This is a genomic window from Winogradskyella alexanderae, from assembly GCF_020166335.1.
Taxonomy (GTDB): domain Bacteria; phylum Bacteroidota; class Bacteroidia; order Flavobacteriales; family Flavobacteriaceae; genus Winogradskyella; species Winogradskyella alexanderae.
Map to the genome: position 1 here is coordinate 63364 of NZ_JAIUJR010000003.1, position 26405 is coordinate 89768.

28 protein-coding genes are annotated in these 26405 nt (G+C 36.2%); 9 read left to right on the forward strand and 19 right to left on the reverse strand.

The genetic code is table 11. From position 1 onward, the window contains the following. Positions 1-40: 40 nt before the first annotated feature. From LBU54_RS06035 to LBU54_RS06085, 11 genes are all read right to left on the reverse strand, one after another. Complete coding sequence (locus tag LBU54_RS06035; protein WP_224527218.1) at positions 41-508, reverse strand: hypothetical protein; 468 nt, start codon at positions 506-508, stop codon at positions 41-43. A gap of 147 nt (positions 509-655) precedes the next feature. Further along, positions 656-1084: a hypothetical protein gene (locus tag LBU54_RS06040; protein WP_224527219.1), complete on the reverse strand. Its 429-nt coding sequence runs from the start codon at positions 1082-1084 to the stop codon at positions 656-658. A gap of 117 nt (positions 1085-1201) precedes the next feature. Beyond that, positions 1202-1663: a VOC family protein gene (locus LBU54_RS06045; RefSeq protein ID WP_224527221.1), complete on the reverse strand. Its 462-nt coding sequence runs from the start codon at positions 1661-1663 to the stop codon at positions 1202-1204. Between the two features lie 319 nt (positions 1664-1982). After that, the gene (locus LBU54_RS06050) at positions 1983-2345 is read right to left on the reverse strand and encodes a hypothetical protein (protein WP_224527224.1); all 363 of its coding nucleotides are present in this window, start codon (positions 2343-2345) and stop codon (positions 1983-1985) included. A 15-nt stretch (positions 2346-2360) separates the two neighbouring features. Beyond that, positions 2361-3023 (reverse strand): DUF5041 domain-containing protein, encoded by a 663-nt coding sequence (locus LBU54_RS06055; protein WP_224527227.1) that lies wholly within the window; start codon positions 3021-3023, stop codon positions 2361-2363. A gap of 73 nt (positions 3024-3096) precedes the next feature. Next, positions 3097-6363, reverse strand: coding sequence for a T9SS type B sorting domain-containing protein (locus tag LBU54_RS06060; protein WP_224527230.1), 3267 nt, complete (start codon positions 6361-6363; stop codon positions 3097-3099). Between the two features lie 50 nt (positions 6364-6413). After that, a complete protein-coding gene (locus tag LBU54_RS06065; RefSeq protein ID WP_224527235.1) occupies positions 6414-6620 on the reverse strand; it encodes a hypothetical protein in 207 nt (68 codons plus the stop codon). A gap of 3 nt (positions 6621-6623) precedes the next feature. Continuing rightward, positions 6624-7799, reverse strand: a complete 1176-nt coding sequence (locus LBU54_RS06070) for an aspartyl protease family protein (protein WP_224527239.1) — start codon at positions 7797-7799, stop codon at positions 6624-6626. A 153-nt stretch (positions 7800-7952) separates the two neighbouring features. Continuing rightward, the gene (locus LBU54_RS06075; protein WP_224527242.1) at positions 7953-8642 is read right to left on the reverse strand and encodes a uracil-DNA glycosylase family protein; all 690 of its coding nucleotides are present in this window, start codon (positions 8640-8642) and stop codon (positions 7953-7955) included. 241 nt (positions 8643-8883) lie between these two features. Beyond that, the gene (locus tag LBU54_RS06080) at positions 8884-9735 is read right to left on the reverse strand and encodes a hypothetical protein (RefSeq protein WP_224527245.1); all 852 of its coding nucleotides are present in this window, start codon (positions 9733-9735) and stop codon (positions 8884-8886) included. Positions 9736-9852: 117 nt separating this feature from the next. Continuing rightward, positions 9853-11661, reverse strand: a complete 1809-nt coding sequence (locus tag LBU54_RS06085; protein WP_224527249.1) for a serine hydrolase — start codon at positions 11659-11661, stop codon at positions 9853-9855. 182 nt (positions 11662-11843) lie between these two features. Between LBU54_RS06085 and LBU54_RS06090 the strand changes: the two genes are divergently transcribed. The 7 genes from LBU54_RS06090 to LBU54_RS06120 are packed head-to-tail and all read left to right on the forward strand — an operon-like array spanning position 11844 to position 16070. Continuing rightward, a complete protein-coding gene (locus LBU54_RS06090) occupies positions 11844-12266 on the forward strand; it encodes a DUF2141 domain-containing protein (RefSeq protein ID WP_224527252.1) in 423 nt (140 codons plus the stop codon). A gap of 14 nt (positions 12267-12280) precedes the next feature. Continuing rightward, positions 12281-12904: a hypothetical protein gene (locus LBU54_RS06095; RefSeq protein ID WP_224527254.1), complete on the forward strand. Its 624-nt coding sequence runs from the start codon at positions 12281-12283 to the stop codon at positions 12902-12904. Positions 12905-12919: 15 nt separating this feature from the next. Next, the gene (locus tag LBU54_RS06100; RefSeq protein WP_224527257.1) at positions 12920-14275 is read left to right on the forward strand and encodes a histidine kinase; all 1356 of its coding nucleotides are present in this window, start codon (positions 12920-12922) and stop codon (positions 14273-14275) included. Between the two features lie 11 nt (positions 14276-14286). Then, the gene (locus LBU54_RS06105) at positions 14287-14601 is read left to right on the forward strand and encodes a 2TM domain-containing protein (protein WP_224527260.1); all 315 of its coding nucleotides are present in this window, start codon (positions 14287-14289) and stop codon (positions 14599-14601) included. 8 nt (positions 14602-14609) lie between these two features. Further along, positions 14610-14948, forward strand: coding sequence for a 2TM domain-containing protein (locus LBU54_RS06110; protein WP_224527263.1), 339 nt, complete (start codon positions 14610-14612; stop codon positions 14946-14948). A gap of 3 nt (positions 14949-14951) precedes the next feature. Beyond that, a complete protein-coding gene (locus LBU54_RS06115) occupies positions 14952-15278 on the forward strand; it encodes a 2TM domain-containing protein (RefSeq protein ID WP_224527265.1) in 327 nt (108 codons plus the stop codon). A gap of 39 nt (positions 15279-15317) precedes the next feature. Beyond that, positions 15318-16070, forward strand: coding sequence for a LytR/AlgR family response regulator transcription factor (locus LBU54_RS06120; protein ID WP_224527268.1), 753 nt, complete (start codon positions 15318-15320; stop codon positions 16068-16070). Positions 16071-16077: 7 nt separating this feature from the next. On the opposite strand, the gene LBU54_RS06125 is transcribed toward LBU54_RS06120, so the two are convergent. Beyond that, positions 16078-17250, reverse strand: coding sequence for an LETM1-related biofilm-associated protein (locus LBU54_RS06125; protein WP_224527271.1), 1173 nt, complete (start codon positions 17248-17250; stop codon positions 16078-16080). A gap of 98 nt (positions 17251-17348) precedes the next feature. After that, positions 17349-17930: a superoxide dismutase family protein gene (locus tag LBU54_RS06130; RefSeq protein ID WP_224527274.1), complete on the reverse strand. Its 582-nt coding sequence runs from the start codon at positions 17928-17930 to the stop codon at positions 17349-17351. A 181-nt stretch (positions 17931-18111) separates the two neighbouring features. Between LBU54_RS06130 and hemN the strand changes: the two genes are divergently transcribed. Together hemN and LBU54_RS06140 are read left to right on the forward strand one after the other, a co-directional pair. Then, positions 18112-19476, forward strand: coding sequence for an oxygen-independent coproporphyrinogen III oxidase (gene hemN / locus LBU54_RS06135; RefSeq protein ID WP_224527278.1), 1365 nt, complete (start codon positions 18112-18114; stop codon positions 19474-19476). Between the two features lie 10 nt (positions 19477-19486). Then, the gene (locus LBU54_RS06140) at positions 19487-20320 is read left to right on the forward strand and encodes a universal stress protein (RefSeq protein ID WP_224527280.1); all 834 of its coding nucleotides are present in this window, start codon (positions 19487-19489) and stop codon (positions 20318-20320) included. A gap of 103 nt (positions 20321-20423) precedes the next feature. On the opposite strand, the gene LBU54_RS06145 is transcribed toward LBU54_RS06140, so the two are convergent. The 6 genes from LBU54_RS06145 to ccoN are packed head-to-tail and all read right to left on the reverse strand — an operon-like array spanning position 20424 to position 26394. Further along, a complete protein-coding gene (locus LBU54_RS06145; protein WP_224527283.1) occupies positions 20424-21125 on the reverse strand; it encodes a sulfite exporter TauE/SafE family protein in 702 nt (233 codons plus the stop codon). A gap of 2 nt (positions 21126-21127) precedes the next feature. Further along, positions 21128-21574: a FixH family protein gene (locus LBU54_RS06150; protein ID WP_224527286.1), complete on the reverse strand. Its 447-nt coding sequence runs from the start codon at positions 21572-21574 to the stop codon at positions 21128-21130. Between the two features lie 6 nt (positions 21575-21580). Next, positions 21581-23005, reverse strand: coding sequence for a cytochrome c oxidase accessory protein CcoG (ccoG, locus tag LBU54_RS06155; RefSeq protein WP_224527289.1), 1425 nt, complete (start codon positions 23003-23005; stop codon positions 21581-21583). Positions 23006-23026: 21 nt separating this feature from the next. Next, the gene (locus LBU54_RS06160; protein WP_224527293.1) at positions 23027-24010 is read right to left on the reverse strand and encodes a cbb3-type cytochrome c oxidase N-terminal domain-containing protein; all 984 of its coding nucleotides are present in this window, start codon (positions 24008-24010) and stop codon (positions 23027-23029) included. Further along, a complete protein-coding gene (locus tag LBU54_RS06165) occupies positions 24007-24195 on the reverse strand; it encodes a CcoQ/FixQ family Cbb3-type cytochrome c oxidase assembly chaperone (protein ID WP_224527296.1) in 189 nt (62 codons plus the stop codon). The genes LBU54_RS06160 and LBU54_RS06165 overlap by 4 nt, the downstream gene beginning before the upstream one ends. Positions 24196-24201: 6 nt before the next feature. Beyond that, positions 24202-26394, reverse strand: coding sequence for a cytochrome-c oxidase, cbb3-type subunit I (gene ccoN, locus LBU54_RS06170; RefSeq protein WP_224527298.1), 2193 nt, complete (start codon positions 26392-26394; stop codon positions 24202-24204). Positions 26395-26405 lie beyond the last annotated feature (11 nt).

A 26405-nucleotide genomic window follows, 5' to 3' on the forward strand; every position in this document is an offset into this window, starting at 1 on the left:
GTTAAATGTTAAAAGAAATCATATGTAAGTTATGTAAAATTTAATCTGATAGATTGATGATCTCAAAGGACCAACTCCCATCGTTTTTGAATTTTCTATTAAAATTTGGCGATTTTGCTCCGGCAAAAACCATTCCAGCTCCAGGAAGAATCAACCAATAGGCTGTACTGTCTACTAAAACGCCTATGAGCGCTCCGAATCCAATGGCTAGACTACCAGCATAAATTAAAAAGGTACTAGATAAAATAGAGGTTAATAATGGATTTCGCTTTAGTTCTGCAATTGCATCCAATTCTAATAGCTCATTGTCAATTCTTATTGAATTGCCCTCAATACTAAAACGACCCGTTAGTTTACGACCATCTTGGGTCTTTATTTTAATGCGTTTATTCTCTTTAATGATAATTTCCTTACCTGTACTAATTTTAGTGATTTTTATGACTTGTTCCTGTGAAAAGACGAAGCATGAAATCAATAGGAACAAATTGAGAATAATAGGATATTTCATAGCTTATTTATTTTTATTGTAGATGAAAAACCTTTCAAAAGGTTGCGTAATAATTTTGTTAAAATTAAAAACTCTAATTTACTTTTCGTGATTAAAAAAAGGCTATTCCATTATGAGATAGCCTTTTTTTAATTATAATTAATAGCATCAGTTGCCTGCACTAAGCGAATAACTGCCATCGCCATTGAAAGAGGCCAGGACAATGGTAACTGTCCATTCACCAGGTTCGCCAGCATTAGTTACACCGTCAATAGTATCAGGCTCTGTCCCACCAGTAATTGTTCTGTTTAAAACAACGTCGCCATTAGCATCTGCTACGATCAATTCAAAAACTCCAGTAGAAGTAGCCGTAATATCCGCATTGTAATCTGCCGTGGCCAGATTATTAGTCCAGTTAATAGTTCTAGAACCACTACCGCCATCTCCGGTAAAATCGCCCCCTATATCTCCGTTAGGACCTTCATTGACTGTAATGTTTACAGTTGGGCCATCGTCATCAGAACACGATGAAAATGTTGTAGCAAAAAGTGCCATTGCACAAAAAAGTGTAAGTAGTTTAAAATTTGAGGTTTTCATATTTAAATAATTGTTTAATTTATTTGCTATATAACAAGTAAGCACATAAAATTCCTACCCTAAATTCAATTTTTACAAAGAAATATAAACAAAGGGTGTCCTGTAATTAAATTACTGTTATATCTCAGTTAGTTTTAGCCACTCCGCATACGTTACTACACGTTTTTCTTCTACAGGTTGTGTAGGCCCTGGTAAAATACCAATAAACTCTAAATCATGTCCATCTGGATCTTTAAAATAAATAGATATGGCTGGCATCCAACAGAATACCATAGGTTGTTCGTTATCGTCCTGTAGAAAATTCCAGAATACTAAGTTGTGCGACTTTAAAAAGTTTACGGATTCGTTTAATACCCATTCCGGGTCGCATTCAAAAGCAAAGTGCCTGATATCAATTTCGTCCTTGGGTCTTTCCCAAAGTCCTAGCATGGCCTGTTTATCTTCCCCAATCCAAAAGAAGGCTACTTTGCGTTCTGGATTAAAACGGCAAAGCGTTAAACCTAGAATATCCTTGTAGAACGCCACGGAGCGCTCTAAATCTTCGACAAACAAATGGGTCTCGTAAAGTCCTTTAATCATAAAATTATATTAAATATTGGCACCTATGTAGCAATTCTGTAAGAAATGAAATCTTTTTCGACTAGTGGTGCGTATAACATATTAGTTTATTTGGATTAACCTCAAATTAATTAGTAACTAAAGTTAGGATAAAAATGAAAAAGTTAAATAATAAAATAAGTCTCATAAAACCACAACTCCTATTATTTACTGTATTATTATTGCCGTTTTACGTAGTATATTGGTTGGTAGACGATAATAGAAAACAATTTAAACAGTCTTAAAGACATAGTATAAAAAAGAAAGAAGGCCTCATAAACGCCTTCTTTTTTTATTTTAGCTAGAGTTTTTTAATAAGTACAGCTATATAAGCACCGAGCAACGCAAAAGGAAAGGACTGCAATCCTGCCAATACAATTTCAAATGGTGCTACGTTATGAGAGGTCGAGTCCCACAAAGATACATCGTAAACAATACGCAGTACTATGGATGTTATAACCCCCAACATAAGGAATAAAGCAACATTTATAGGCGCTTTTTTGGATACTAATTTTAATACAAATCCACCAATAAAAGTTCCTGATCCCACAAAAAGCCACATATTGAGATTGTTGAGCTGTAGCTCTTTATATGGAACGTTCCAATAGGCTAGCGCACCTATAACTAAACCAACAAGTATTATCCAATATTTTAATTTATCCATGACTACTTTTTAGCATTACTCCATCTCAGAAATCCTGAAACTCAGCACAACATAATTTGGTGAATTGTCCAACAGTTCTTGGGTGCCTTCATCATTTTCCTTAAGGTTAACCACACCACAGAAACGGTGAAAATTAAACTGTTTGTCTAACCACGATGAAGCAAAGATGAGTAAGGGTACGTTTTCGTTGAGTTTCCACTGGGTGTCTTCATAGGCGCGCCAGTTGTAAAACTGTCTGTGGTCTGTTTTACCAAGATTAATCTCTTTGGTAGAGCCCATAGCATAAGTCCTGATATTGATTTTAGCGAAATTTTCTTCTGTCTTGGTAAAGATCTTGATTTGGTCTATATAGGCAGGATTGTATTCCTCGTCTATCCAAAAGCCGTACTCGTTATTATAATCTACAAGGGTATCTGTTTTTATCAGCTTACTGTTTACATACTCCTCTGCAAAGATTTGGAATTTATACAGTTTGTCCATTTCACCAATGTTGAACTTGTGCACACGAATTCCAGCCAATTCTAATGCTTCTAAAAGATCTAAGGTACTCATATCTGCCTGGTTGTACATGTCGTTTGAATCTTCTTTCTCTAATTGTGATCTGGTATCAACGACTTTAGTCTGGGCGTAGCTTATTAAAGCGTTACATAAGAATGTGATTAAAAGTGTTTTTCTCATAATTCCAATTTTTAATTTTTAGATTGCATTATTATTCTCGCAATTAAATTTACTGGATAAAACAACTTGTTTTCTACCTTTTCAATGCGAAATGTCCAGAAAAAGATCGGCCATCACCAAGATCTGTTGTAAACCAATAATCACTAGACTTCATTTTTTTACCGTTATATAGACCGTCCCATCCTGTATCATTAGACGAGATGAGTGCAATCAATTTTCCGTAGCGATCGTAAACTAAGGTACTTGAATTTGGATAATTCGCTATGCCCTTTATCTGCCAATAATCATTAAAGCCATCGTTATTTGGTGTGAAGAATTTAGGATAATCCACAATGACAACTTCTTCGGCATCTTCGCCACAACCTTCTTTGTCTCTCACAACAACCGTATAAATACCTCCTTGAATGTTCGGGAAATAATTAGAGTCCTGGAAAAATTGTCCATCAATAGAATACTCAAAATCTCCATCACCAGAAGCAATGATTTCAATAAAGTTATTACCTAATTCCCCAAAGTTCACACTTTGTATTTCTGGTAATACAGAACGTACCAGACTAAAGTTAAAGGAAGATGTACAGCTAAGCCCATTACTAATTTCGGTAACCGTAACTTCATAGTTGCCTTCCTCAATAATTTCAGCACTACTTGTAGTTGAAATCGAGGTGCCATCTTCAAAGACCCAATTATATGCATCATAGCCCGAAGCAATATTTAGGGTAATGGACGGTTCTAAATTACAGATGTAGTATTGGTCTTCTAGTATAATTTCTGGTAATGAATTGACGATTAAGTCAAACGAGGTTTCTGAATAACACAGCGGATTTGCACTATCCTCAACACGTACGTTTATGGTTTGTGCGTAAGGCTCGGTATTTTCAAATAGAGTTGGCAAAGGACTTGTTAAGGCATTGTAGTTGGCATCGAAATAACTAATAGTTAAGCCGGTTTGGTTGCCGATAAGCTCTTGCTCAATATTGGAAGTGTTAAATAGTGCAAAGCCATTACCTGTATCACAGGCATATAAATTATTCGGTTGATTAATGTTCGGCTGATTTACCGTTTGAAATTCCAAAGTTGTTTCCGCATAACAGGTCGAAGCCGCGTTGCTGACTCTTACCGTTATAGTTTCACTAAAAGGTGTGCTATTAGTATATGGATTTGGTAACGGACTCGGTAAAGGATTACCGTTGGCATCAAAATAGCTTACCGTCATTCCGGTTTGGCCATTTAATACTTGGCTCTCTACCGTTGAGGTATCAAAATATTCAGATATACCATCATTATTATCATCGCAACCGTTAATGAGTGACAAGCTGTTGGCCACTGGATTTTCACTTACAAAGAGTTCGATGGTTATTTCGGAGGTACAATTTGTAGTGGTATTTGTGGCGCGAGCGGTCACATAATCTTGATTAGCCACAACATTTGCAAAATTGTTATAGTCATTAAATGCAATAAGGTTATCACTACTGTCAAAAAGTTCCAGCGTTAAATTGGGTTGTCCATTTATAATGGCATTCGGTAAACTGGTCAGATCAAATTGTGAAAAACCATTAGAACCATTGTCGCAACTTGCTAATGCAGGAACGGTCTGTAGTTCTGGCAATGGGTATGTGATTAAGTCGAAGGTGGTTTCTGAAACACAACACGGATTATTTGCATTAGCCACACGAACCGTTATGGTTTCGAGTCCACTCACTGTATTGGTAAACGGATTGGGTAAGGTATCATAGGTATTACCACTACCATCTATATAGGTGACTGTTTTACCCGTTTGGCCACCAAGGACCTGAGTCTCAATCGTTGTTATATCAAACGAGGAGGAAATTCCAGAATTTAAGGTGTCCTCACACGCATAAATGTTATTAATGCCATAGGCGTTTGGTGGCTCATTTACCTCAATGGTTTCTGTGAGTACTTCAACACTACCATCTAAGGAAGTAACGGTAGCCGATATGGTGTATGTGCCATCCACTGTAAAATCATGAAATGGTGACAAATCACTAGAGGTGTTGTCAGGTCCAGAGGCAGGGTCTCCAAAATCCCATAATACCGAATTAATGTTCGGATTACTTTCTATACTAAATTCCTTTAAAAACTCGGAACAAATGTTTGTAACGGAAATACCATAGGTATTGCTTACATGATTAACATTACCTGTTACATTTATATAAAAATTGGAGTTGGGAAACCCCATTTCTGTTGCCGTAACAAAGCCATTAACAGGTGTTGCATTTACGATACAACCACGTTGCCAAGAGACGTCATTATCTACTGTTGTACCACCAACAAAGGCTAGGGCATCACCATAGACAATCCCTTTATGCACCTCGACTAGGATACGCTCCACACCAGCAGGCACAGTAATAGGCGTGTCAAATTCAACTTCCACCACTTCGGGATGATCGGTTATTGCAGGACTGAGTGTCTGATACTGACTACTACCTATTAAATTATCCTCTGAGAACGACGCTGGGAAGTTTTCGTCTATTTCGTAAATTCTAAAATTAATTTCCGGTAGCCAACCAACGCCACTAATGGCTACTTGACCTTTTGTAATCACATACTCCTCATTCGTTGATATCCCAAAATCCGCCAAGGTAAAGGTTCTTGACCAGTACAAAAAGGAGGACGAGCACGAGAAAATATTAGTCCTTATAATATCACCACAGGTATTATGCGATAATCGTGTTTCTGGGCCATTACTATACACATCATAAGCTTCACCAGTAATATTAATAAAGAAATTGGCATTGGGCTGTGGGTTGGGTAGGTCTGTAGTGGGTATAAGACTATAGCTTTCGTCACAACCATAATAATACGAAACATCATTATCCTCTTGTGTACCAGCAATCCTAACGACAGAAGACTCCTCTTCATAGATGCCCCAATACTTTTCTACAGCTACCAGTATCTGTTCAGTACCTGCTGGGATAATTACCGGTTCGTCAAAATCGGTTTGTACAATCTCAGGTGCACCAGTAATGGTTGGTGCCTCACCAATACCACGTGTACCAAGTAAGTCTGTAGGGTATAAAGAATATGGGTAATTTGGAAATTCTGGACCCACACGATAAAAACGAAATTGTAGGTTAGCGCCAGAATAGGATTCTGCAAAGGCTATTTGCCCAGAGGTAATGGCAAACTCCTCATTAGGACCAACACCAAAATCGGCGAGATTAAAAATACGCATCCAGGTTTCGTCACCTTCACAAGAGAACATTCCAGTATCTATTGGTGTATTGCCCACATTATGGGATAGGGTAATTTGTGCAAATGAATTAAAAACCCAACTAAGGGCAACCAGGACCAAAAGGTAATATTTTAGGTATTTGTTCATTTATTTGGGTTGACATTTAGCAATGTGAATATAGTAAATGTTTGTAAGAATTATTGCACTTCAGCAATATTATAAAGCCAAAATTCTTCTCCCAATTGCTCTGCAGGACTTAGGCCACAATCTTCCGCGCGTTCTATACTTTCGGGATCATCTATATCTGCAATTATTTCATTTGGACAGTCGTCGTCATTAGAGCAATTGGTTAGCAAGATAATTATTATGCTTAGTACGATGTATGTTAAGCAATTTCTCCTCATAATTTATAACAACCGTTTAAGTGTAATAGTAACTTCTTTTCGAGTTCCATTTTTAGTTTCAAGAACGAGCTGACACATTTTTCCTTCTTGTTTTAAAAGCTCACGATAGGTTTCTATATCCTTGGTGGTAGTTCCATTTATGGAAATCAGTTTGTCACCTTTTTCAATACCTTTTTGGTAGGCCTCACTAATTTCTGTAATACTTTTTACCATAATGTTATCCTCATCCTTGGATAATGTGATGCCACTCATCGGGAATTCAAAAGGTTTTGAATAGTTCGTGTTGGGCTGTAGGTATAAATTAAAAGCGTTGTAGTCTAAAATAACATTGAATCGGCTAATTACCTTTGCGCCTAAAAGCCCTAAGTATCCTTTATAACTGCTAACGCCTTCTTCGTCATTGGCTAGTGAAACTGTCATCTCATCTAGTTTAAAGTCGCCAATGCTCATGGATTTAATCGCAATAACATCTGAGACCGATGTGGTATTAAAATTTTGGGTTTCGTTAGTAATACTTCTGTCGACTTTTTGCCTAATTCGTTTTTGTTTATTATAAGGTGTGTTTATGCTTAAGGTAAGTGCGGCACCGCTATCAAAGAAAATAGTTCCAGAAAGCGTTTCGCCGTTGTTAAGCGTAATAGAAATGTCAAACTGAGGTATAGGACTTCCGTTTTTTAGTTGGAAAGGAATAGCCGTGTAGCCTGCTGTATCTATTTCTTTAATACTGTTGTAAAACTGTAGCTTTTGGTTGTCATAGTCTATTTTTGTAACCCGATTTCTGAGTAAACTATAGCCAATTATACCATCAAAATTTTGTTCTAGCTTGCCTCTTAGTTTTACTAAATCCAGTAGCACAAACATGACATTGTCAATGGTAATCGTATGATTTAGCGCATAACTCTGATTCATAACAATATCTACGGTTGTGATGCCTCCAGCACCTCTAATATCTTGTTTAAAATCGCCTTTTAAACCTAGTTGCTTTGCAACGTTACTATCAAGAACGTCAGTGGAGGCACCTGTATCTAGGATAAAGGTATTTGTAGTGTCCTTGTCATTAATCTTTAGGTCTACTAATACAATATCATTTTTAAGCTCAAAGGGGATTTCAAGGACCTGCGAAGCTAGGCTACTGGTGCCTGATAATAGAGCAACTATAATTATAATGACAATTTTCAATTTATAATCTGGATTCTATTCTTTATACTAAGTTACATTTCGTTATTGAGTTATCAATTGGCTAATTGTACTTAAATAGCATTTTATTTAAAGTTAAACTAATTTTAGAATTGTCAAAAAAAGACCTAGTTACAAAATGATTATAGGTTCAAATTACCATTTTCGTAGTTCTTCTAAATAGGCTTTAATGTAATCTTCTTTAAATTTGAGCTTATATTGCACGATATATCTCGGATGGTCAAAGACAATGATTTCGTTAAATAATTTAACATCGTCATTAATCTTTTTAAAAAATTTTGCATTCTTTTTACCCAATAGATAACACTTGGATGTATCAATTCCAAATTCAATCTGCTTTCGAAGCGTCCCGATAATAAATTCCTTTGAAGCCTCAAATAATTGTGGATAATCGTAATAATTACAATTTACCCAATTTCCTTTTTTATTTTTCTCGATAAACCCAAGAGGGCAAACAGAATTAATATAAAATTTATCATAGAACGCTTTACTCCCGCCATATGACCGTATTAAGTCATACACAAAGACTGAAGATGGTTCGTGGGTTTGAATTGACGTTGAATGAATGCCACATTCTTGTGATAGTCTTTTCGTGTCTGTAAAGGGAATTCCAGTAGCACCAGCTCCAAGTCGCCCTGGATTAATACCTAATAGAATTCTTCTTGGCTTGTTGTCACTGAAAAACTTTTTATAAAATTCATTAAGTATTAAAAGAATCTCCTGATTGGCCTTAAAGGGATTCATCACTTGGATGTTTTCTTTAAGTTGGCCTTTGTATTCGAGATTTTTGTGAAATTCTATTACTTTATTAGCAAAATTGGCCATAAATGGTATTTATTTCAATTAGAATGTGGTAGAAGGATCAATGTGCAAATTCTATTTGGCATTATTTCGAGCGATAAGTGTAGTTTTTTAATGGATTTTAAAATTAAGTAGCCTTTATTTAGGACGAGTCAAATTGTACATCGGTCTTGTATATGAAAAGTAGCGAGTTTAATGAACTAACTTTTCGGTTTATAATAGGCTTTTAATTTATTCATTTTGTTTCGATTAAGCGATTAAACCGCTATTTTTTATATTCCTTGTTGGATTCAGTATTTTCTTTAATTTTCAGTTTGTTTAAGAATAACAGCGTTAGAATTGTTCCAATCAAACCAATTATACACCATAAAATGATTAAAAAGTAATCTGGATTCAGATCCTGCAAATACATGCTCAGTGACATAGCCATAAGAGCAAATCCAAGAGTACTTGTTTTCGTTAGAATAATCCCGCTTAAAAGATAGCCCCAATTGGTTTTTTGATAAAGCAAAATGGCTGATGTAAACATTAAAGGAATTATCACAGCTAAGTCCAGCGTGTAGATGATTAAAGGTGCTTCTCCATTAGGTGTGTCCGATTTATGTGCAGGATTAGTGATATGCGCAATAATATCGCTTAACCAAATAAATGAAAGCATTAGTGCAATTAGACTTAAATAGATGACGATTATCATTTTTAGGTTTCTGCTAGGCAAATTAAAACTGCACTTATGGTTAAAAATGCCTATGCAAGAAATAACAAATCCAATCAGTGAAAGACCAAATATTGAAGCTTGAAAAAAATACAAATAAGTCAGTTTTGCTACAAATACATAAAAGCTATATGTATAAGCAAAATAGAGAAGGACTCCACAATTTAAAATTTTCCATTTTTCCTTGTTCTTTTCAATCCCTTTTCGAATGCTAATTAATAAAAGAGGTAAAGCAATAACTAAGGTTATAATGTCTTGCCCTAGCCATTGTGCATTAGCCCATTCTCCATCCCTGTAGATATCATTATCCGCAATACTGATTATGCAATGAATTGCTGTTAATATAGCAACCGAATAATTCATCACTTTTTGAGTTCCCATATTCGGAATTATAGTTTTATCCATATTGAGCTCAGCAGTTAGCTAATAACAATGTTTTTATTCCCACTATGTTTTATCCTTATAAGTTAAACTAAAATGTAAGCTATTCAACACGTATACTTAGGTATGCTTTACTAAAATTTAGTCTTTTTTCCGCGTCCCTATAAAAGTACCGTTTGGCTGTACAAACTTAATTTCTGTTATGGCATCACCTTCCTCTATAAACTCCACCTTGAAGCCCTCTAAGGTCTTAAAGTTAAATTTATGTTCGGCTGTGGGTACCAGAGGGTATTCCGGTTGGCCCGGTACAAAGACATAGAGTACATTTTCGTCCTTGATATAGGTTTTTATTTCTGTACCCATTAGATCGTAAAGCCCTACATACTGCTTTAAGGTCTTGGCATCTACATCTATCGTGTTTGGTGTGCGCTTAAAGGGAATGGCGTCTGTCATTGGTTCTATGTTGGCTTTCATATAATCAATGTCTCCCGCCACATTGGTAGTAAAGGTTACTTTTAGGGCACCACCAAATTGTGTGGTGTCTATGACGCCCTCCTTAACATCTATTAGCTCGAAGGTATCGTAATGGAAATGATGCAGGTACTGTCTATTGTTATCCAATTCGGCATACATGGTATCGTTTTCTACGACAACCTCAAACTTGCCATAGCCTTTATTTTCGTAAGTGCCTGTATAGTCTAATAAAATATGTGAAGGTCTCGTGTTTTTAACATAAGATTCTTCCTTACCACCATCATCTGCCTTAGCTTGGGCTTCTACGGCCTTTTTTACTTCTTTTTTATAATCTTCTGCCCAATCGGTTTTTTCAAGCTTAAGCATATGGTCTGTCGCAATGCGGCGGATTAGTCGTGGAACAGCAGAGTTGTTTTGGTTGGTGAGCACCACAATACCCAAACTATCCCTAGGGTAGAGTGCCACGCTTGCCGAGAAGCCGTCTATATTGCCACCATGCTCCACTAAATAATGGCCTTTGTAGGAGTGTAAAAACCAACCGTAACCGTAATTGGCATAGTGTATACCTGGTAATTCCTCAGAGGGGAAACCTGCCGCTGCAACCATTTGCGAGCTCATTGCTTCTTGTACATAGTCTTCTGGCAGTAGTTGTTCTTCACCAACTTTACCTTTATTGAGCCAAAGCATCATCCATTTGCTCATATCGTTTACACTGCTGTTAATGCTTCCTGCTGGAGACATACCCGAGATATCGTAGTAGTCCATAAGCTTTACGTTTCGGTCTTCACTAAGCGTATAGCCTTTGGCAATGTTGCTGGAGTTTTTCCAACCGATAAGCGTGGTTTGTGACCGGTCCATTCCCAGTGGTTTAAAGAATTGCTCTTCAATATTGCGTTCCCAGGATTTGCCTGTAAGCTTTTCTGCAATAACACCTTGAAGCAAAAAGCCAAAATTGTTATAATACCATTGCTGGCGAACACCTGTAAAGGGTTCGTGGTATTTTATCCGTGCCACAAGGGTATCCTTGCTTTTATTTGGGAAAAAGTACCAGGCACCATCATGTCGTGGCAGTCCTGTACTGTGACGCATTAAATCTTTAATGATTATATTGTTGTTCATCTCGCCATTATAAAACGCCAAACCTGGAACATGCTTAATTGGGCTGTCGTCAAAATCCAGCTTGCCTTCCTCGCGCAATATACCTAACAAGGCAGCCGTAAAGGCTTTAGTAGAAGAACCAATAGCATAGAGCGTGTTGGCATCTGCTGGCAATTTTTTCTCGTAGTCCTTATAGCCAAAACCTTTGGCGTAAACAATTTTATCGCCTTCTACAATAGCCACTGCAAAACTTGGTGCCTGGCTAGTTTCTAAAACGGAATTGAAATGTTTTTCAATGCCTTTTAGGCGTTTATCGGTCTGTGCATAGGTGGTTGAGAGTATTAGGGATAGAGCAAGAAGAAGAACATTGCGTTTCATAAATGGATTGATTTTAGTTATTGCTACATGGTATAAGTAGCAGATCGAAGCAACAAGTTACTGAATTTTGGAGCTAATTTTCCAAAAATTACAATTCGTCCGTAAAATTTTACAATTCGGTAATATGCGTTTTAATAAACTGGAAATGTGTCGGATATTTGTATCAAACAAAAGCAAACGTAATGAATGTAGTATCAAAATTAGCAGTAATCCTTATTATGAGTATCACAACACATGTAACAAATGCCCAAAGTGGTTATAACCTTACGGTTACTATTGAAAATGCGAAGAGTAACGACGGTAAAATGATGATTGCACTTTACGATAATGCTTCAGATTTTTTGGAGAACGAGCTTAAGGGGTTGTTTAGCAAAATAAGTAATAATGGATGTGTAGTAACATTCGAAAATGTACCAGAAGGGATTTATGCGGTTTCAATTTTTCATGATGAAAATGATAATGACAAGTTAGACAGCAATATTATTGGCATCCCCAAGGAAGATTACGGTTGTTCTAATAATGCAAAAGGGTTTATGGGACCACCAAAGTGGAAGGATGCCAAGTTTGAATTAAAGGCAGATAAATCAATAACAATAACACTTTAAAAATCAATCAAAAAATGAAACAGTTACTATTAATAGTGCTATTAGTTGTCTCAGGGATGACACAGGCGCAGAGCAATTACGAGAAAGGAATGGTTAAGGCTTTTGAACTTTGGGAGGCCGATAAATGGGATGAAGCCGAAAATCTTTTTGAACGTATCTCAAAAGCCGAAGCAAACGAGTGGTTGCCAAATTATTATGTGGCTTTTATGAACAGTCTTAAAAGCTGGAATGTAAAGGACGAAGCCATTTTAAAAGCACAGTTGGACAAAGCCCAAGAGCACCTTGATATTGCTATGACAAAAAGCGAAAACAATCCAGAATTGTTAGTGATGCAAGCGCAAGTTTTGACCAACTGGATCGCTTATGATGGTGCCGTGTACGGCATGAAGTATGCTGCCAAGGTAAGTGAGATCTATGCAAAGGCGTATGAGTTGGCTCCTAAAAACCCTAGAGTGGCTTACGGTAAGGCAAGTTGGGCTATGGGAAGTGCCAAATATTTTGGGCAGGACACAAAACCCTATTGTGCAGCTATTGAAGCTTCCTTAGAACTTTTTGATACCTTTAAAGCAGAGAGTCCTTTTCATCCTAAATGGGGAAAAGACAGAGCAGAGCAATCAATTGTAGATTGTAAATCCTAATAATTCATAAATGAAATGAATAAGTCAATTAAGAATATAATCGTTGTTTTTATCATTGGATGCGTCATTTTTGCCATCAGATACTTTTTGATAGGCGATGAGGTTGAATATGAAAACATCAACTTTTACTTGATTGATTTTGGTATTACGCAGCTGTATACCTTTATCTTGAGTTATGTTAATATGCTGTATTTTAGGTTTATTAAAAGACTTAATATCAGAAATTATGATGTGCTAAAACGCATTGTTTACGGTATTTCTGGAGCAACGGTAATTACTTTAACAACCATATTCATATTACGAATTATGATATTGGTCTTTTTGTACGGTCAGTCGTTTAAAACATTTCTTCAGAATGATGGATGGGGTGGCTATTCATTCGGGCTATGGGTTACACTCAGTATACTTTCAATTTTTTATGTTGGGTATTTCTATAACCGCTATCAGAAGAATAAGGTAAAGGAACAAAAAGTAATTGCGGGAGCAGCAAGTGCTAAGTTTGATGCTTTAAAGAATCAATTGGATCCGCATTTTCTGTTCAACAGTTTAAATGTACTTACGAGTTTAATAGAGGAAAATCCTGAGAGTGCACAGAAGTTTACCACTTCACTTTCTAAGGTGTATCGCTATGTACTAGAGCAGAAAAATAAGGAACTGGTAACTTTAGACGAGGAGCTTAGTTTTGCAAAAACGTACATGTCGCTTTTAAAAATGAGGTTTGAGGACAGTATCATATTCGAGATACCGGAAAAAGCATTAAATCCAGAAAGCAAGGTGGTGCCTTTATCGCTGCAGCTGTTATTAGAAAACGCCGTAAAGCACAATATGGTTACCACGAGTAAACCCTTGCATATAAAAATATACGAAGACGGTAATCACTTGGTGGTGATGAACAATCTTCAACCAAAACAAATTGTAAAAAAAGGTAGTGGTGTAGGCTTAGAAAACATTAAGCAACGCTATGCGCTACTAACCGAACGCAACGTATACATCAATCAACGAGATAAGGATTTCGCAGTAGCAATCCCGATGCTCACAAAACAAGTATCAATCATGAGATCAGCAAAACAATCAGACGACAGACTCAGAGACGAGTATGTAAGAGCACGCAAGCGCGTAGACGAGTTAAAAGGATTTTATTACAGTTTAATTTCCTACGTCATAGTTATACCATTTTTATATTTTATTTGGTACAATTTTACACCTTTTACCATCCAGTGGTTTTGGTTCCCAATGGTATTTTGGGGCATAGGATTACTATTTAATGCCTATCGTGTATTTGTAGACCAAGGGGCCTTTGGCGCCAAATGGGAAGAGCGTAAAATACAGGAGTACATGAAGGAAGAAGAACAAAAAAAGCGTTGGAATTAAAATCAATCATCATGGAAAAAAAGTATTCAAATTTAAGTTATACAAGAGCTAAAAATCGCGTGGAGCGCGAGAAAGGCTTCTACACGCACCTGGCAATTTACCTTGTAGTAAACGTAGCACTAACGGGTTTTAAAGTTTGGGGTGATCTAAACAATTGGGACGATTTTATCAATGCGCTAGTAAGCATCAACGTCTTAAGTACCTGGCTACTTTGGGGCATATTTTTAGGGCTACATTTCTTATCGGTAAAGTACGGACAAGCGTGGGAAGAGCGCAAAATAGAACAGTTTATGAACGACGAATTATCTAATAATTCAAGAAAATAGAAGATATTATGGAAAAGTACAGTATAGAGCCTTATGAAGAAAAGGACAAAGTTTCAGACTATAGAAAAGAAGAAGCATACATAAGAGCAAAGAAAAAAGTAGAATCCCTGCTTGGGTTTTACTGGCATTTAGCCGTTTACATTGTGGTTAATCTTTTCTTGATTATCCTCATAGGTGTTAATGCAGGTTTTGGTGGCTTTGGTCCATACGCCACAGCAATTTTTTGGGGCATTGGATTGTTCTTTCACTTTATCGGTGTATTTGGTCCTGATTTCTTTTTTGGAAAAAATTGGGAGAAACGCAAGATGCAGGAGTTTATGGATAAGGAACGTCAAAATTGGGAGTAAAATATGAATCATTCAGACCATAATAAAGAGCGACTTGCAGAAGCCAAAAGGCAGGTTAAGCGCATTAAATTATTCTATATTCATTTGGTTGGTTATTTAGTAGTCGTCGCTTTAGTCTTATTGAATTTTTACATCATGGATAAGGGACTTCATGAAAAGGCCATTACATGGGTTAACACAACGACCTTAGTAGGGTGGACCATATTTATCTTTATCCATTATTGGACTGTATTTAAAGGTAGGTTCCTATTTAAGAAAGAATGGGAAGATCGTAAGATTAAGGAGTACCTCAATAAAAATACAGAGGAAGAAACAAAAATGTGGGAGTAGGTTGATTTTAAACCAACTAAAAAAACTTATTTTTAAATAATGAATGTAATAATTATTGAAGACGAAAAGCCCTCAGCACGACGTTTGCAACGCATGCTCAGTGCAGAAGGAATCCAAGCTGAAACCATGTTGCACTCCGTAGAAGAATCCATAACCTGGTTTCAAAATAATGCACATCCAGATCTCATTTTTTTGGATATTCAACTTAGTGACGGCCTTTCGTTTGAAATATTTGAGGCGCTTGAGATTAAATCTGAAATAATCTTTACAACTGCTTATGATGAGTATGCGCTTCAGGCCTTTAAACTCAATAGTATAGATTACCTGCTAAAACCAATTGACGAGGACGAACTCAAAGCAGCTATAAAACAATATAAAGGTACGAATCAGCAGAAGTCCGTAACTCTAGATTTTAACGATATAAAGAAGTTGCTGGTAAACCCTATTGAACGTGAATACAAAAAACGATTCTCAGTAAAAGTTGGGCAACATATTAAACTCATTAATATTGAAGATATTGAATGTATTTACAGTGAGAACAAAGGAACTTATGCTTATACCAATGAAGGCAGAAATTACTTGTTGGATTTGACCTTAGATCAGTTGGAAGATGAGCTTGAACCACATGTGTTTTATAGAATAAGCCGAAAGTTTTACGTCAATATCAATGCGATTAAGGATATTATAAGCTACACCAATTCAAGGCTTCAGATAAAACTAAACCATTATAGCGAACAAGATGTTATTGTTGCCAGAGAGCGTGTTAAGGATTTTAAAAATTGGCTAGAATAATACTGTTTTAGTCGTCATCAATTCTATTATCATCAAAAGCAGACGGTAAAAGTTTGGGTATAAACTTTACAAAGAGTGGCAATAAAAGCATACCACCTGGTAACATAAAGATTGCCAGGCTAGGTATGGATTTAAAGATATCCAATAATTGAGATTGAACTTTTTTTTGCTCCTCGTCGGAAAGGTTACGTTGTGTAGATTGTGCCAACAAATACATAGCTTCTTTACTTTCTGATAGTTCTCGAATAAGTCGTTTGCTATTACGTTTAATCAATTTCGTTACCACTTTACTACTGTTATCGTAAAAACTTTGTGCAAGATTTTTAGAACTTAAAAAGGCTACCTTTTGCTTATGTGCGTCATAAAAGGTATTTATATCGTCTACAGAGCGCGTTATATCCTTATCGCTAAGTGCCAATATATTCTTAAGTTCATATAAAAATTCAAGTTCTGCATGGTCTATAACCTTGTCTGTCCATGAGGCCATGCATACCAAATCGATTACGTAAAGTTTTTCAAAGGTCGTGTCAATATGTTTTATTGCATCCTGATAGGATAGACCTTGAAATTTTTTATGCCGAATTGAACTCTCAAACAATTTGATGAGGTTATGGTCATAATCCGTTTTTTGGGTTTTCTTTTCTAAGACGGTAAACACAATAGTTTCGAGCGATGCTTCAAGATTATTGACATAGTCTTTTATTGCACCAGAATCTGTTAAGTAGCGTTGGTATCCCAATACATCTACAAACAATAAGGCATTAATTAAGAAATAATTGAAGTTTTTAGTAATAAAATTATCATCTATGTGAATACGCTTATGGATCATTTTTTCTAATAAGCTATCCGATGATTTGTCGCCAAATAAGTCTTGAAAAAAGGAGCGCTTATGGTCGCTGATTGCCTTGTAATATCCAATAAGACTTCCGATAAAATCTAAATTGGTATCTGATTTTTTATAAATAAAATAGTAGGTGAGCAGTAGGTTGATTTTACAACGTTCTTCCTCAGTGAAATCAAAAGGCTTAACGATATCTAGAACAACTTTGATATTACTGCCATAGATAAAACCTGTCTGTTTCAGCTTACTGTAGAATTCGGTCAGTTCGGTTTCTGCGTATATGGTTTCTGAAACTTCCCGAATTAACTTCTTTATCCAGCCGTGAGCTGATGGATTCATAAAGTTGGTTTTATCTTATAAAGATAATTTTTATCTGTAAATAGCAATGAATAAAAAATCCTCAAAACTGATGACTTTCTATTTATGTTTTAATAAAGTTATTCGATTATTCCCGCGCAACTTACCCTAGCACCTGCAGCTCCAGAAGGTTGAGAGGTTAAATCATCTTCACCTTGATGTACAATTACAGCTTTGCCCATAATATCCTTAGTGTCATCACCGCAACCTATACACCATTCATCCGTTGTTAGTGATATTGTAGCATTTCCTTCGGCATCTGCAGTCATATTCCCAATATCACCTTTATGGAAACCGGTTGTTGCACCCCAAGCACCGTGAGGTTGTGCCGTTGGGTTCCAGTGCCCACCTGACGATGTTCCATCTGGCGAGGAACAATCAGCCTTTTCATGCAAGTGAATGGCATGCACGCCTTCGGTTAAACCACTAAACGTTCCTTCCATTGTAACCATACCATCTATTTCCGTAAAAACAACAGTTCCGGTAACGTTACTGTCACTTTTAGGTGACATGGTCACTGAAATAGTCTTCTCGATTTTAGTTCCTTCAACAACCTCCTCAACTTCAGTTTCAATAATTTCTTCCGTTTCTTTTTTATTCTCTTTACACGACGTGGCAACCATAATTGATAGTACGAATACCACTAGTTTAAAATATCTCATGTTCGTCATTTTTGTTTTAAGTAAAGTTAAGTAACAATTGGCTTCAATGCAAATGGGATAAAGCTTAAGTCATAAAAGAATTCCAAAGATTCTAGTAAATGTGTATATAATAAAGGGCATATGACAAAAATCATATTTTTTAAGCACCCTGACAACTAATTTTGAGTAAGATTGATTAGTCATGTGCATTTCCCTAGTAAATAAATATAATGTCGCTGGACCACGCTATACCAGTTATCCAACGGTGCCGTATTGGGATGTTAAGACTTTTACTGCGAAAGCTTGGAGGCAATCACTGGTAAAATCATTTAATGAGAGTAATTCTAAAAATGGTATTAGTCTCTATATTCACTTGCCATTTTGTGAAAGTTTATGCACATTTTGCGGATGCCAAAAGAGTATTACCAAAAGACATGAAGTTGAGGAGCCTTATATAAGAGCGCTATTAAAAGAGTGGGAACTATATCGTAATCTACTCGGTTACAAACCCAAAATAAGAGAACTGCATATAGGTGGTGGTACACCAACCTTCTTTTCGCCAAATAACTTAAAAAAATTAATTACAGAGTTATTGCATGTCTCTGAAGTAGCGCGTGATTATGAATTTAGTTTTGAAGGGCATCCCAATAATACCACAAGAGAACATTTACAGGTATTATTTGATTTAGGATATAGACGTGTAAGCTATGGCGTACAAGATTATAATCCTACAATTCAGAAAGCCATAAATAGGATACAATCCTTTGATAATGTAAAACGGGTTACTGAATGGGCAAGAGAAATAGGGTACACCTCAATAGGTCATGACATTATTTTTGGACTACCTTTTCAAACTGAAGGAGATATCATTGAAACTATTGCTAAGACAAGAGCATTAATGCCAGACCGAATAGCATTTTACAGCTATGCACATGTGCCATGGATTAAAGGTAATGGTCAACGTGGTTTTAGAGACGAGGATTTGCCAACTCCAGAATCCAAACGACAGCAATATGAAACTGGTAAAGCTTTGCTGGAAAGGGCAGGTTATCTTGAAATTGGAATGGATCATTTTGCCCTTAAGACGGATTCCCTTTTTAAGGCGATGCAAAACGAAAGTTTACACAGAAATTTTATGGGATATACCACATCAAAAACCAAAACAATGATTGGACTTGGTGTATCGTCTATAAGTGATAGCTGGTATGGTTTTGCACAAAATGTAAAATCTATAGAAGACTATTACAATCTGGTTAACCAAGGGAAATTACCTGTATACAGAGGCCATATTTTAAACAATGAAGATCTAATAATTAGAAAGCACATTTTAAATCTAATGTGCCACTTCAAGACCTCGTGGTTAGACACGCATATGGCTTTTAAACAGCTACCAGAAGTCCTTATAAAATTAAAAGAATTTGAGCGCGACGGTTTACTTGAGTTTGAGAGAAAACAAGTAAGCGTAACTGATAAAGGGAAACCATTTATTAGAAATATATGTATGGCTTTTGATTTGCAATTGCAACGTAAAAAACCAAACACCCAATTATTTTCAATGACCATATAAAAAAGAAAGAATGAAAAGAATAATAGTACCTATAGATTTTTCTGAGCAATCTGAATTTGCTCTAGAAGCGGCCGCTAACTTGGCGCAAAAGTATGGTTCTGAACTTATTGTGTTGCATATGCTAGAGTTGTCTAGTGCAATATTAACATCAAATGGTGCAGCCATTAATGACGAAGCTGTTTTCTACTTGAAGTTGGCCGAACAAAAGTTTGATGCTTTTCTAGATAAACCTTACTTAGAAGGAATAAAAGTTACACCTATCGTTAAACACTTTAAAGTTTTTAGTGAAGTCAATGATATTGCTAATGAGCACCAGGCCAACCTCATTGTAATGGGTTCACATGGTGCAAGTGGTGTTAAAGAAGTTTTGGTTGGTTCAAATACGGAGAAAGTTGTGCGTCATTCTGATATTCCTGTGTTAGTTATTAAGCATAACCCAATTTTGTTGGATTTTGAGAATGGAGTTTTTGCAAGTGATTTTTCTGAAGATGCTATAAAACCATATCTAAATGCAAGAAGAACCTTCGCTAAACTTGGAGCAAAAATGCATTTGGTATATGTAAACTCACCTGATGGTAATTTTAGAAGTTCTTCTGAAATTGATAAGAGTGTATCCTTATTCTTGAAGAAGGCCGATGGTGATTTAGATAATCTAGGTAATGTACATATAGTATCTGATTATTCTGTTGAAAAGGGTATACTGAATTTTGCGAATATGATAGGTGCAGATTTAATAGCTGTGGCCACACATGGTAGAAAAGGACTGGCACATTTCTTTGAAGGTAGTATATCTGAGGATATAGCCAACCACAGTACATTGCCAGTAATGACTTTTAAAATATAGTTTCTTGATGTTTATTAGTTAGTATTGTTTAAAATGTCAAGTTAAACGCCAGAGAAGTAATTCTCTGGCGTTTTGTTTTAGATAATAATTAGTAAGTAATTTTTTAATGACACTCCATTGTACTCGTTGCCATTTCTACAACTGGAGCAGGAGAAATATAAGGTATTCCAAGGCCTAAGCCTCTAAGGATAAATAACACACCTATTATTACAACAAATACAGGAATTGCTTTTTGAATATGTTGTTTTACTGTGCTATTCAAAAATTTACCCAAATAAATAGCTGAGGTCATTAAGGGAATTGTTCCTATACCAAATAAAATCATGTATAAACTACCTTGTAACAGACTTCCCGTAGCTATAGATCCAAATACGGCCATATAAACTAAACCACAAGGGAGGAAGCCATTTAAAAAGCCAATTGTTAAAAAGGTATCTCCTGTTTTCTTCTTTAATGCTTTTCCTAGGTTAGATTTTACTTTAGATATTATCTTATGAAGCGGTTTAGAAAGATTGTATTTGTTAAACGTATGGTATGGTATTAAAACCACAATAATCATTAAAACACCTATGGCAATTGATAATTGTTGTTGTATCCCGAACAAATAAAGACTTTTACCTACTAAGCCAAATACAAGGCCAATAATACTATAGGCTAATAAACGGCCAAAATGGTACATACTAATTTGGCCTATTTTCTTAAATGAATTCTCTCGTTCTACCGGAAGCATAAAGGCAATTGGCCCGCACATGCCTACACAATGTAAACTTCCCAATAGTCCTAATATCAAGCCAGATAAAAGCATATTTAATAGTTAATTTCGGCCTTGTAGAGATAAGGTTTATTATTGTAAGTCCAGTCTACCTTAATGTTCCAGCGACCATCTAACAAACGGTTGTCAGGTATGAGCAAATTGTGGTCAGATAATGAAATCGGTGTTTCAAAATCCAATTGTTTATTAGATGGTCTGTATAGGAACACTTTACCTTTAATTTTATTGATTTTCAATTCTTCAGGGAATGTTATAACAATTCCTTCTTCTGATTTTTTCCAACTTATATTTGTAGTTAATGCTTTTGCATTCTTTTCTTTATCAATATCTTTTTGAAATTCTAGTTCTTGCTTGTAATAATCTTCAACGACTAAATCATGATCGTATTTATCGTTAGTACTCATATTTACTACGAAGTACATAATAAATCCAATGAAGCATATAAATGCTATAACAATTGCCGTTCCCCAGTTTATTTTCATAGTTTTTTAATTAAAGCTTCGTGGACCTAAGAAACTTACTGTTGTTGTTTCAATGAGTCGCTCACCGCTGTAAACATCTATTCTAATTTTCTTTTTATCACCGCCAATATCACTTTGTTTCATTTCAATGAACATGGTCCCTTCAGCTAATCCTTGAGCATCAACAGTAACTTCTCCTGTTGCTGAAACGAGTTTAATTGTACCGTTTATACCTCTAAGTTTAAAACTAACGTCTTCTATGGTTTCACTTGTTTTATTAACCAACTTGTAGGTAAAAACATTACTAATAATATTATTTTCTTTATGCTCATAGAGTTGTCCAGGTAATCTCAAAACTCTCGCCTCTACATCATTTCTTAATGCTAACATACCCAGCAATACACCAATAAGAATAACAAGCACAGCAATATAGCCTTTCATGCGTGCTGTTAATTTAAATGGCGTTTTCTTTTCAATATTTTCCTCACTTGCATAACGGATTAATCCTTTAGGTAAATTTATTTTCTCCATTATGGAATCGCACTCGTCAATACATGCGGTACAATTAACACATTCCAATTGTGTCCCATTTCTTATGTCAATACCAGTAGGGCAGACATGTACACATTGAAAACAGTCAATACAATCGCCATGACCCAATGCCTGGCGATCTTCATTTTTCTTAAACTTTTTACGACCGTTTTCACCTTCACCACGTTTATGGTCATAGGCTACGACGATTGATTTTGTATCCAAAAGGACACCTTGCAATCGCCCGTATGGACAAGCGATAATACAGACTTGTTCTCTAAACCAGGCAAATACAAAATAGAATACACCAGTGAATATGATTAAAGGTATAAGTGTACCCATATGTTCACTCGGTCCTTCTTTTATGTATCGCAACAGTTTGTCACTACCAATTAAATAGGCCAAGAAAATATTTGAAATTAGGAAAGATATAACTAGAAAGATGAACCATTTGGTTACACGTTTTCTAATTTTCTCTGCATCCCACTTCTGGCGAGCTAATTTCATTTGCTTGTTGCGATCGCCGTCAATCCAATATTCAATACGTCTAAATACCATTTCCATAAAAATGGTTTGAGGACAAACCCAACCACAAAATATTCTACCAAAACCAACGGTAAAAAGTGTAATAAAAACAACACCAATAATCATGGAGATTACAAACAAATGGAAGTCTTGTGGCCAAAACGGAAATCCGAAAATATTAAATCTTCTTTCTAATACATTGAACATTAGAAATTGATTGCCATTTATTTTAATGAATGGCGAAACAAATAAAAACGCTAATAAGAAATAGCTAACTAATTTTCGCTTTTCATATAAGGGGCCTGAAGGTTTTTTAGGAAATATCCAGTTGCGTTTACCTTCTTCATCTATTGTGGCAATTGAATCTCTAAATACTTCGTTTGATGGTGCTTCCATCTTGATGTGCTTTTACCTTTACTAATTATTTGAGGCTACGGTCGTTGTTTCCATCGTTTCAACTGCATCTTCGGTAGTTGATTCTTCTTCGTTACCTTCTTCAGTTTCATTGCCAGTTTCTCCTGCACTTTCATCTACCCAAATTTCACCTTCAGGATCCTTAGGATTGGCTGGTGTAGTACCTTGGAACTGTAGTAAGTAACTTGATACCTGTGCAATTTCTAGTGGCTTTAAACTCGCTTTCCACGCAACCATACCTTTACCATCTCTACCACCTTCAGAAACCGTTTTAAAAACATTCTTTATTCCACCACCTAATATCCAATAGTTGTCTGTTAGGTTTGGTCCAATACCGCCACCACCGTCTGCCATATGACATACCACACAGTTAGTTTCGAATATTTTTTGGCCGGCATTTAAATCAGCTGCCTCGGTTAAGACTTCAACAGTATTTATGTCAACCAAGTTTTTAGCAGTTTTTTTGTATTCTTCGATTGCGCGCTGGGCTTCGGCATATTCTATTTCATATTCTGCAAATTGGTCGTCTGCATTAAATACATGATAACGCACCATATAAACAACTCCAAATATTATGGTTGCATAAAAACCATAGAGCCACCAAGGAGGTAAACTGTTGTCTAATTCTTTAATACCGTCATAATTATGGTCTAATATAATTTCACCTTCTTGCTCAATTGGTTTAGATCCAAGAAGTTTTTGGTAAGTATCCTTGACCCAAACAACTAATTTAGAGGGCGCAGCCCGTTTTGCATCATATCTAGCTTTGGCTTCTTCATCCAAGCTCTGGTACAAAATATTATCCATAGAACCCACAATACCTTCAATTGCCAACAGCACAAGAAGCACAAGTAATAAGAATAGCATTATAACCGGTTGTTCCATAAAAGCTGGTTGGTCACCAGATTCTACAAAGTATTCAACTAGTCCTACAATAATGAAAAACACTATCGGAACCCTGATGTATGATGGAATTAAATTTCTCATGATGTTGTGTCGTTTTGATGGTTATCTAAAGGTATATTACTTACAGTTTTGATGTATTCTTTTTTTGCAGTAAAAACCCAATAGAATAAGACTACAAAAAATATAAAGAATATGAGGAGCGAAATAATCGGGTATATTTCTATACCTGTTATACTTTCCATATGATTTTTTACGAATTTTAACATGGCTGATTAGTTTTGAGCTGTTTTACTTACATCCTTAACCTTTATATCGGTACCTAGTCGTTGCAGATACGCAATCAATGCAACTATTTCTCTATTGCGCATTTCTACAAAATCAGCTCCAGCTGAAGCTTTGTCTGCTTCATAAGCTTTAACAAAATCAGGATCTGCATATAGATTCTTTTCAATCTGGGTTCCTTGCTCTAGCATTGCTTGTTGTGCACTCGCAATGTCTTCTTCAGTGTAAGGAACTCCAAGACTTACCATAGTCTCCATTTTCTTTTCGGTCATAGATTTATCCAATTCATTTTTAATTAGCCATTGGTATGCTGGCATTATAGATCCACTCGATGTACTTTGTGGATCGTACATATGGTTAAAGTGCCAGTTATCTGAATACTTACCACCGACTCTGTGTAAATCTGGTCCAGTACGTTTACTTCCCCATAAGAATGGATGATCGTAAACATATTCTCCAGCTTTAGAGTATTCACCACCATAACGCTCAACTTCACTTCTAAATGGTCTTACCATTTGTGAATGACATCCAACACAACCTTCTCTAATGTAAAGGTCTCGACCTTCTAATTCTAGCGGTGTATATGGTTTAACACTGCTGATTGTTGGAATATTAGATTTTACTACTAAGGTTGGGACAATCTGAACGATTCCACCAATCAATATGGCTACAGTAGCATATATTGTTAATAATACTGGTTTACGCTCTAACCAAGTGTGCCATCCTTCACCAGCAACACGACCTTTAGCCACGCGCTTAAGTGCAGGTGCTTCAGCCAATTCATCTGTTACCTTATTTCCTGATCTAGCAACAGTTACAATAACGTTGTAAACCAAGATTAACATACCCGTAATGTACAAAGTACCTCCAATGGCCCTCATCCAGTACATAGGGATAATTTCTGTAACGGTTTCTAAAAAGTTACCATAAACCAATGTGCCGTCTGGATTGAATTGTTTCCACATACTAGCTTGTGTAAATCCAGCAACGTACATTGGTAAGGCATATAGGATTATACCTAATGTTCCTACCCAGAAATGTAAGTTTGCCAGACCAACTGAATGCAGTTTTGTTTTAAACAGTCGCGGTATTAACCAATAGATCATACCAAAGGCTAAGAAACCGTTCCATGCTAATGCACCAACATGCACGTGAGCAATAATCCAATCTGTAAAGTGTGCAATTGCATTTACGTTTTTCAGCGAAAGCATTGGGCCTTCAAATGTTGCCATACCGTATCCTGTAATAGCAACAACCATGAACTTTAGTACTGGATCTGTACGTACTTTATCCCAGGCACCACGTAAGGTTAATAGACCGTTTATCATACCACCCCAAGATGGTGCAATAAGCATAACCGAAAATGCAACACCTAAATGCTGTGCCCATTCTGGTAGCGCTGTATAAAGTAAATGGTGAGGGCCAGCCCAGATATAGATAAAAATTAAAGACCAGAAGTGTACAATTGATAGTCTGTAAGAGTACACAGGTCTGTTAGCCGCTTTAGGAACAAAGTAATACATCAGTCCTAAAAAAGGTGTTGTAAGGAAAAATGCTACTGCATTATGCCCATACCACCATTGCACCAAGGCATCTTGAACACCAGCATATACTGAATAGCTTTTAAGGCCACTTACAGGTAATTCTAAACTATTAAAAATATGAAGAACAGCAACTGTAACAAATGTAGCGATGTAGAACCATATCGCAACGTATAAGTGCCGTTGTCGACGTTTAAGAATAGTTCCAATCATGTTAACTCCAAAGGCAACCCAAATGAGGGCAATGGCGATATCGAATGGCCATTCTAATTCGGCATATTCTTTGGATGTTGTAAAGCCTAGTGGTAATGTTAATGCGGCACCTACAATGATCAACTGCCAGCCCCAAAAGTTAATGTTACTTAACAAGTCACTAAACATTCTTGCTTTAAGTAAACGCTGCAGAGAGTAATAAACACCTGCAAAAATAGCGTTACCTACAAAGGCAAAAATAACAGCATTGGTGTGTAAAGGTCTTAAACGACCAAAGCTTAACCAAGATATACCATCGGTTACATTTGGGAATAAAAACATGTAAGCCAAAAGCAAACCTACCAACATCCCAACTACTCCCCAAAGTATCGTGGCGTAAAGGAATTTTTTAACGATTTTATTATCGTAGTAAAATTGTTGCATTTCCATATTAATAATCT

Bases quoted from the DNA above. Each gene is read 5' to 3' on its own strand.
- LBU54_RS06150 (WP_224527286.1), bottom strand. From the start codon at position 21,574: ATGAAAATAAACTGGGGAACGGCAATTGTTATAGCATTTATATGCTTC.
- LBU54_RS06055 (WP_224527227.1), bottom strand. From the start codon at position 3,023: ATGAGAAAAACACTTTTAATCACATTCTTATGTAACGCTTTAATAAGC.
- LBU54_RS06160 (WP_224527293.1), bottom strand. From the start codon at position 24,010: ATGAGAAATTTAATTCCATCATACATCAGGGTTCCGATAGTGTTTTTC.
- LBU54_RS06140 (WP_224527280.1), top strand. From the start codon at position 19,487: ATGAAAAGAATAATAGTACCTATAGATTTTTCTGAGCAATCTGAATTT.
- LBU54_RS06040 (WP_224527219.1), bottom strand. From the start codon at position 1,084: ATGAAAACCTCAAATTTTAAACTACTTACACTTTTTTGTGCAATGGCA.
- LBU54_RS06045 (WP_224527221.1), bottom strand. From the start codon at position 1,663: ATGATTAAAGGACTTTACGAGACCCATTTGTTTGTCGAAGATTTAGAG.
- LBU54_RS06120 (WP_224527268.1), top strand. From the start codon at position 15,318: ATGAATGTAATAATTATTGAAGACGAAAAGCCCTCAGCACGACGTTTG.
- LBU54_RS06130 (WP_224527274.1), bottom strand. From the start codon at position 17,930: ATGAGATATTTTAAACTAGTGGTATTCGTACTATCAATTATGGTTGCC.
- LBU54_RS06065 (WP_224527235.1), bottom strand. From the start codon at position 6,620: ATGAGGAGAAATTGCTTAACATACATCGTACTAAGCATAATAATTATC.
- LBU54_RS06050 (WP_224527224.1), bottom strand. From the start codon at position 2,345: ATGGATAAATTAAAATATTGGATAATACTTGTTGGTTTAGTTATAGGT.
- LBU54_RS06165 (WP_224527296.1), bottom strand. From the start codon at position 24,195: ATGTTAAAATTCGTAAAAAATCATATGGAAAGTATAACAGGTATAGAA.
- LBU54_RS06095 (WP_224527254.1), top strand. From the start codon at position 12,281: ATGAAACAGTTACTATTAATAGTGCTATTAGTTGTCTCAGGGATGACA.
- LBU54_RS06060 (WP_224527230.1), bottom strand. From the start codon at position 6,363: ATGAACAAATACCTAAAATATTACCTTTTGGTCCTGGTTGCCCTTAGT.
- ccoN (WP_224527298.1), bottom strand. From the start codon at position 26,394: ATGGAAATGCAACAATTTTACTACGATAATAAAATCGTTAAAAAATTC.
- LBU54_RS06075 (WP_224527242.1), bottom strand. From the start codon at position 8,642: ATGGCCAATTTTGCTAATAAAGTAATAGAATTTCACAAAAATCTCGAA.
- LBU54_RS06035 (WP_224527218.1), bottom strand. From the start codon at position 508: ATGAAATATCCTATTATTCTCAATTTGTTCCTATTGATTTCATGCTTC.
- LBU54_RS06100 (WP_224527257.1), top strand. From the start codon at position 12,920: ATGAATAAGTCAATTAAGAATATAATCGTTGTTTTTATCATTGGATGC.
- LBU54_RS06080 (WP_224527245.1), bottom strand. From the start codon at position 9,735: ATGGATAAAACTATAATTCCGAATATGGGAACTCAAAAAGTGATGAAT.
- hemN (WP_224527278.1), top strand. From the start codon at position 18,112: ATGTGCATTTCCCTAGTAAATAAATATAATGTCGCTGGACCACGCTAT.
- ccoG (WP_224527289.1), bottom strand. From the start codon at position 23,005: ATGGAAGCACCATCAAACGAAGTATTTAGAGATTCAATTGCCACAATA.
- LBU54_RS06085 (WP_224527249.1), bottom strand. From the start codon at position 11,661: ATGAAACGCAATGTTCTTCTTCTTGCTCTATCCCTAATACTCTCAACC.
- LBU54_RS06105 (WP_224527260.1), top strand. From the start codon at position 14,287: ATGGAAAAAAAGTATTCAAATTTAAGTTATACAAGAGCTAAAAATCGC.
- LBU54_RS06115 (WP_224527265.1), top strand. From the start codon at position 14,952: ATGAATCATTCAGACCATAATAAAGAGCGACTTGCAGAAGCCAAAAGG.
- LBU54_RS06125 (WP_224527271.1), bottom strand. From the start codon at position 17,250: ATGAATCCATCAGCTCACGGCTGGATAAAGAAGTTAATTCGGGAAGTT.
- LBU54_RS06110 (WP_224527263.1), top strand. From the start codon at position 14,610: ATGGAAAAGTACAGTATAGAGCCTTATGAAGAAAAGGACAAAGTTTCA.
- LBU54_RS06145 (WP_224527283.1), bottom strand. From the start codon at position 21,125: ATGCTTTTATCTGGCTTGATATTAGGACTATTGGGAAGTTTACATTGT.
- LBU54_RS06090 (WP_224527252.1), top strand. From the start codon at position 11,844: ATGAATGTAGTATCAAAATTAGCAGTAATCCTTATTATGAGTATCACA.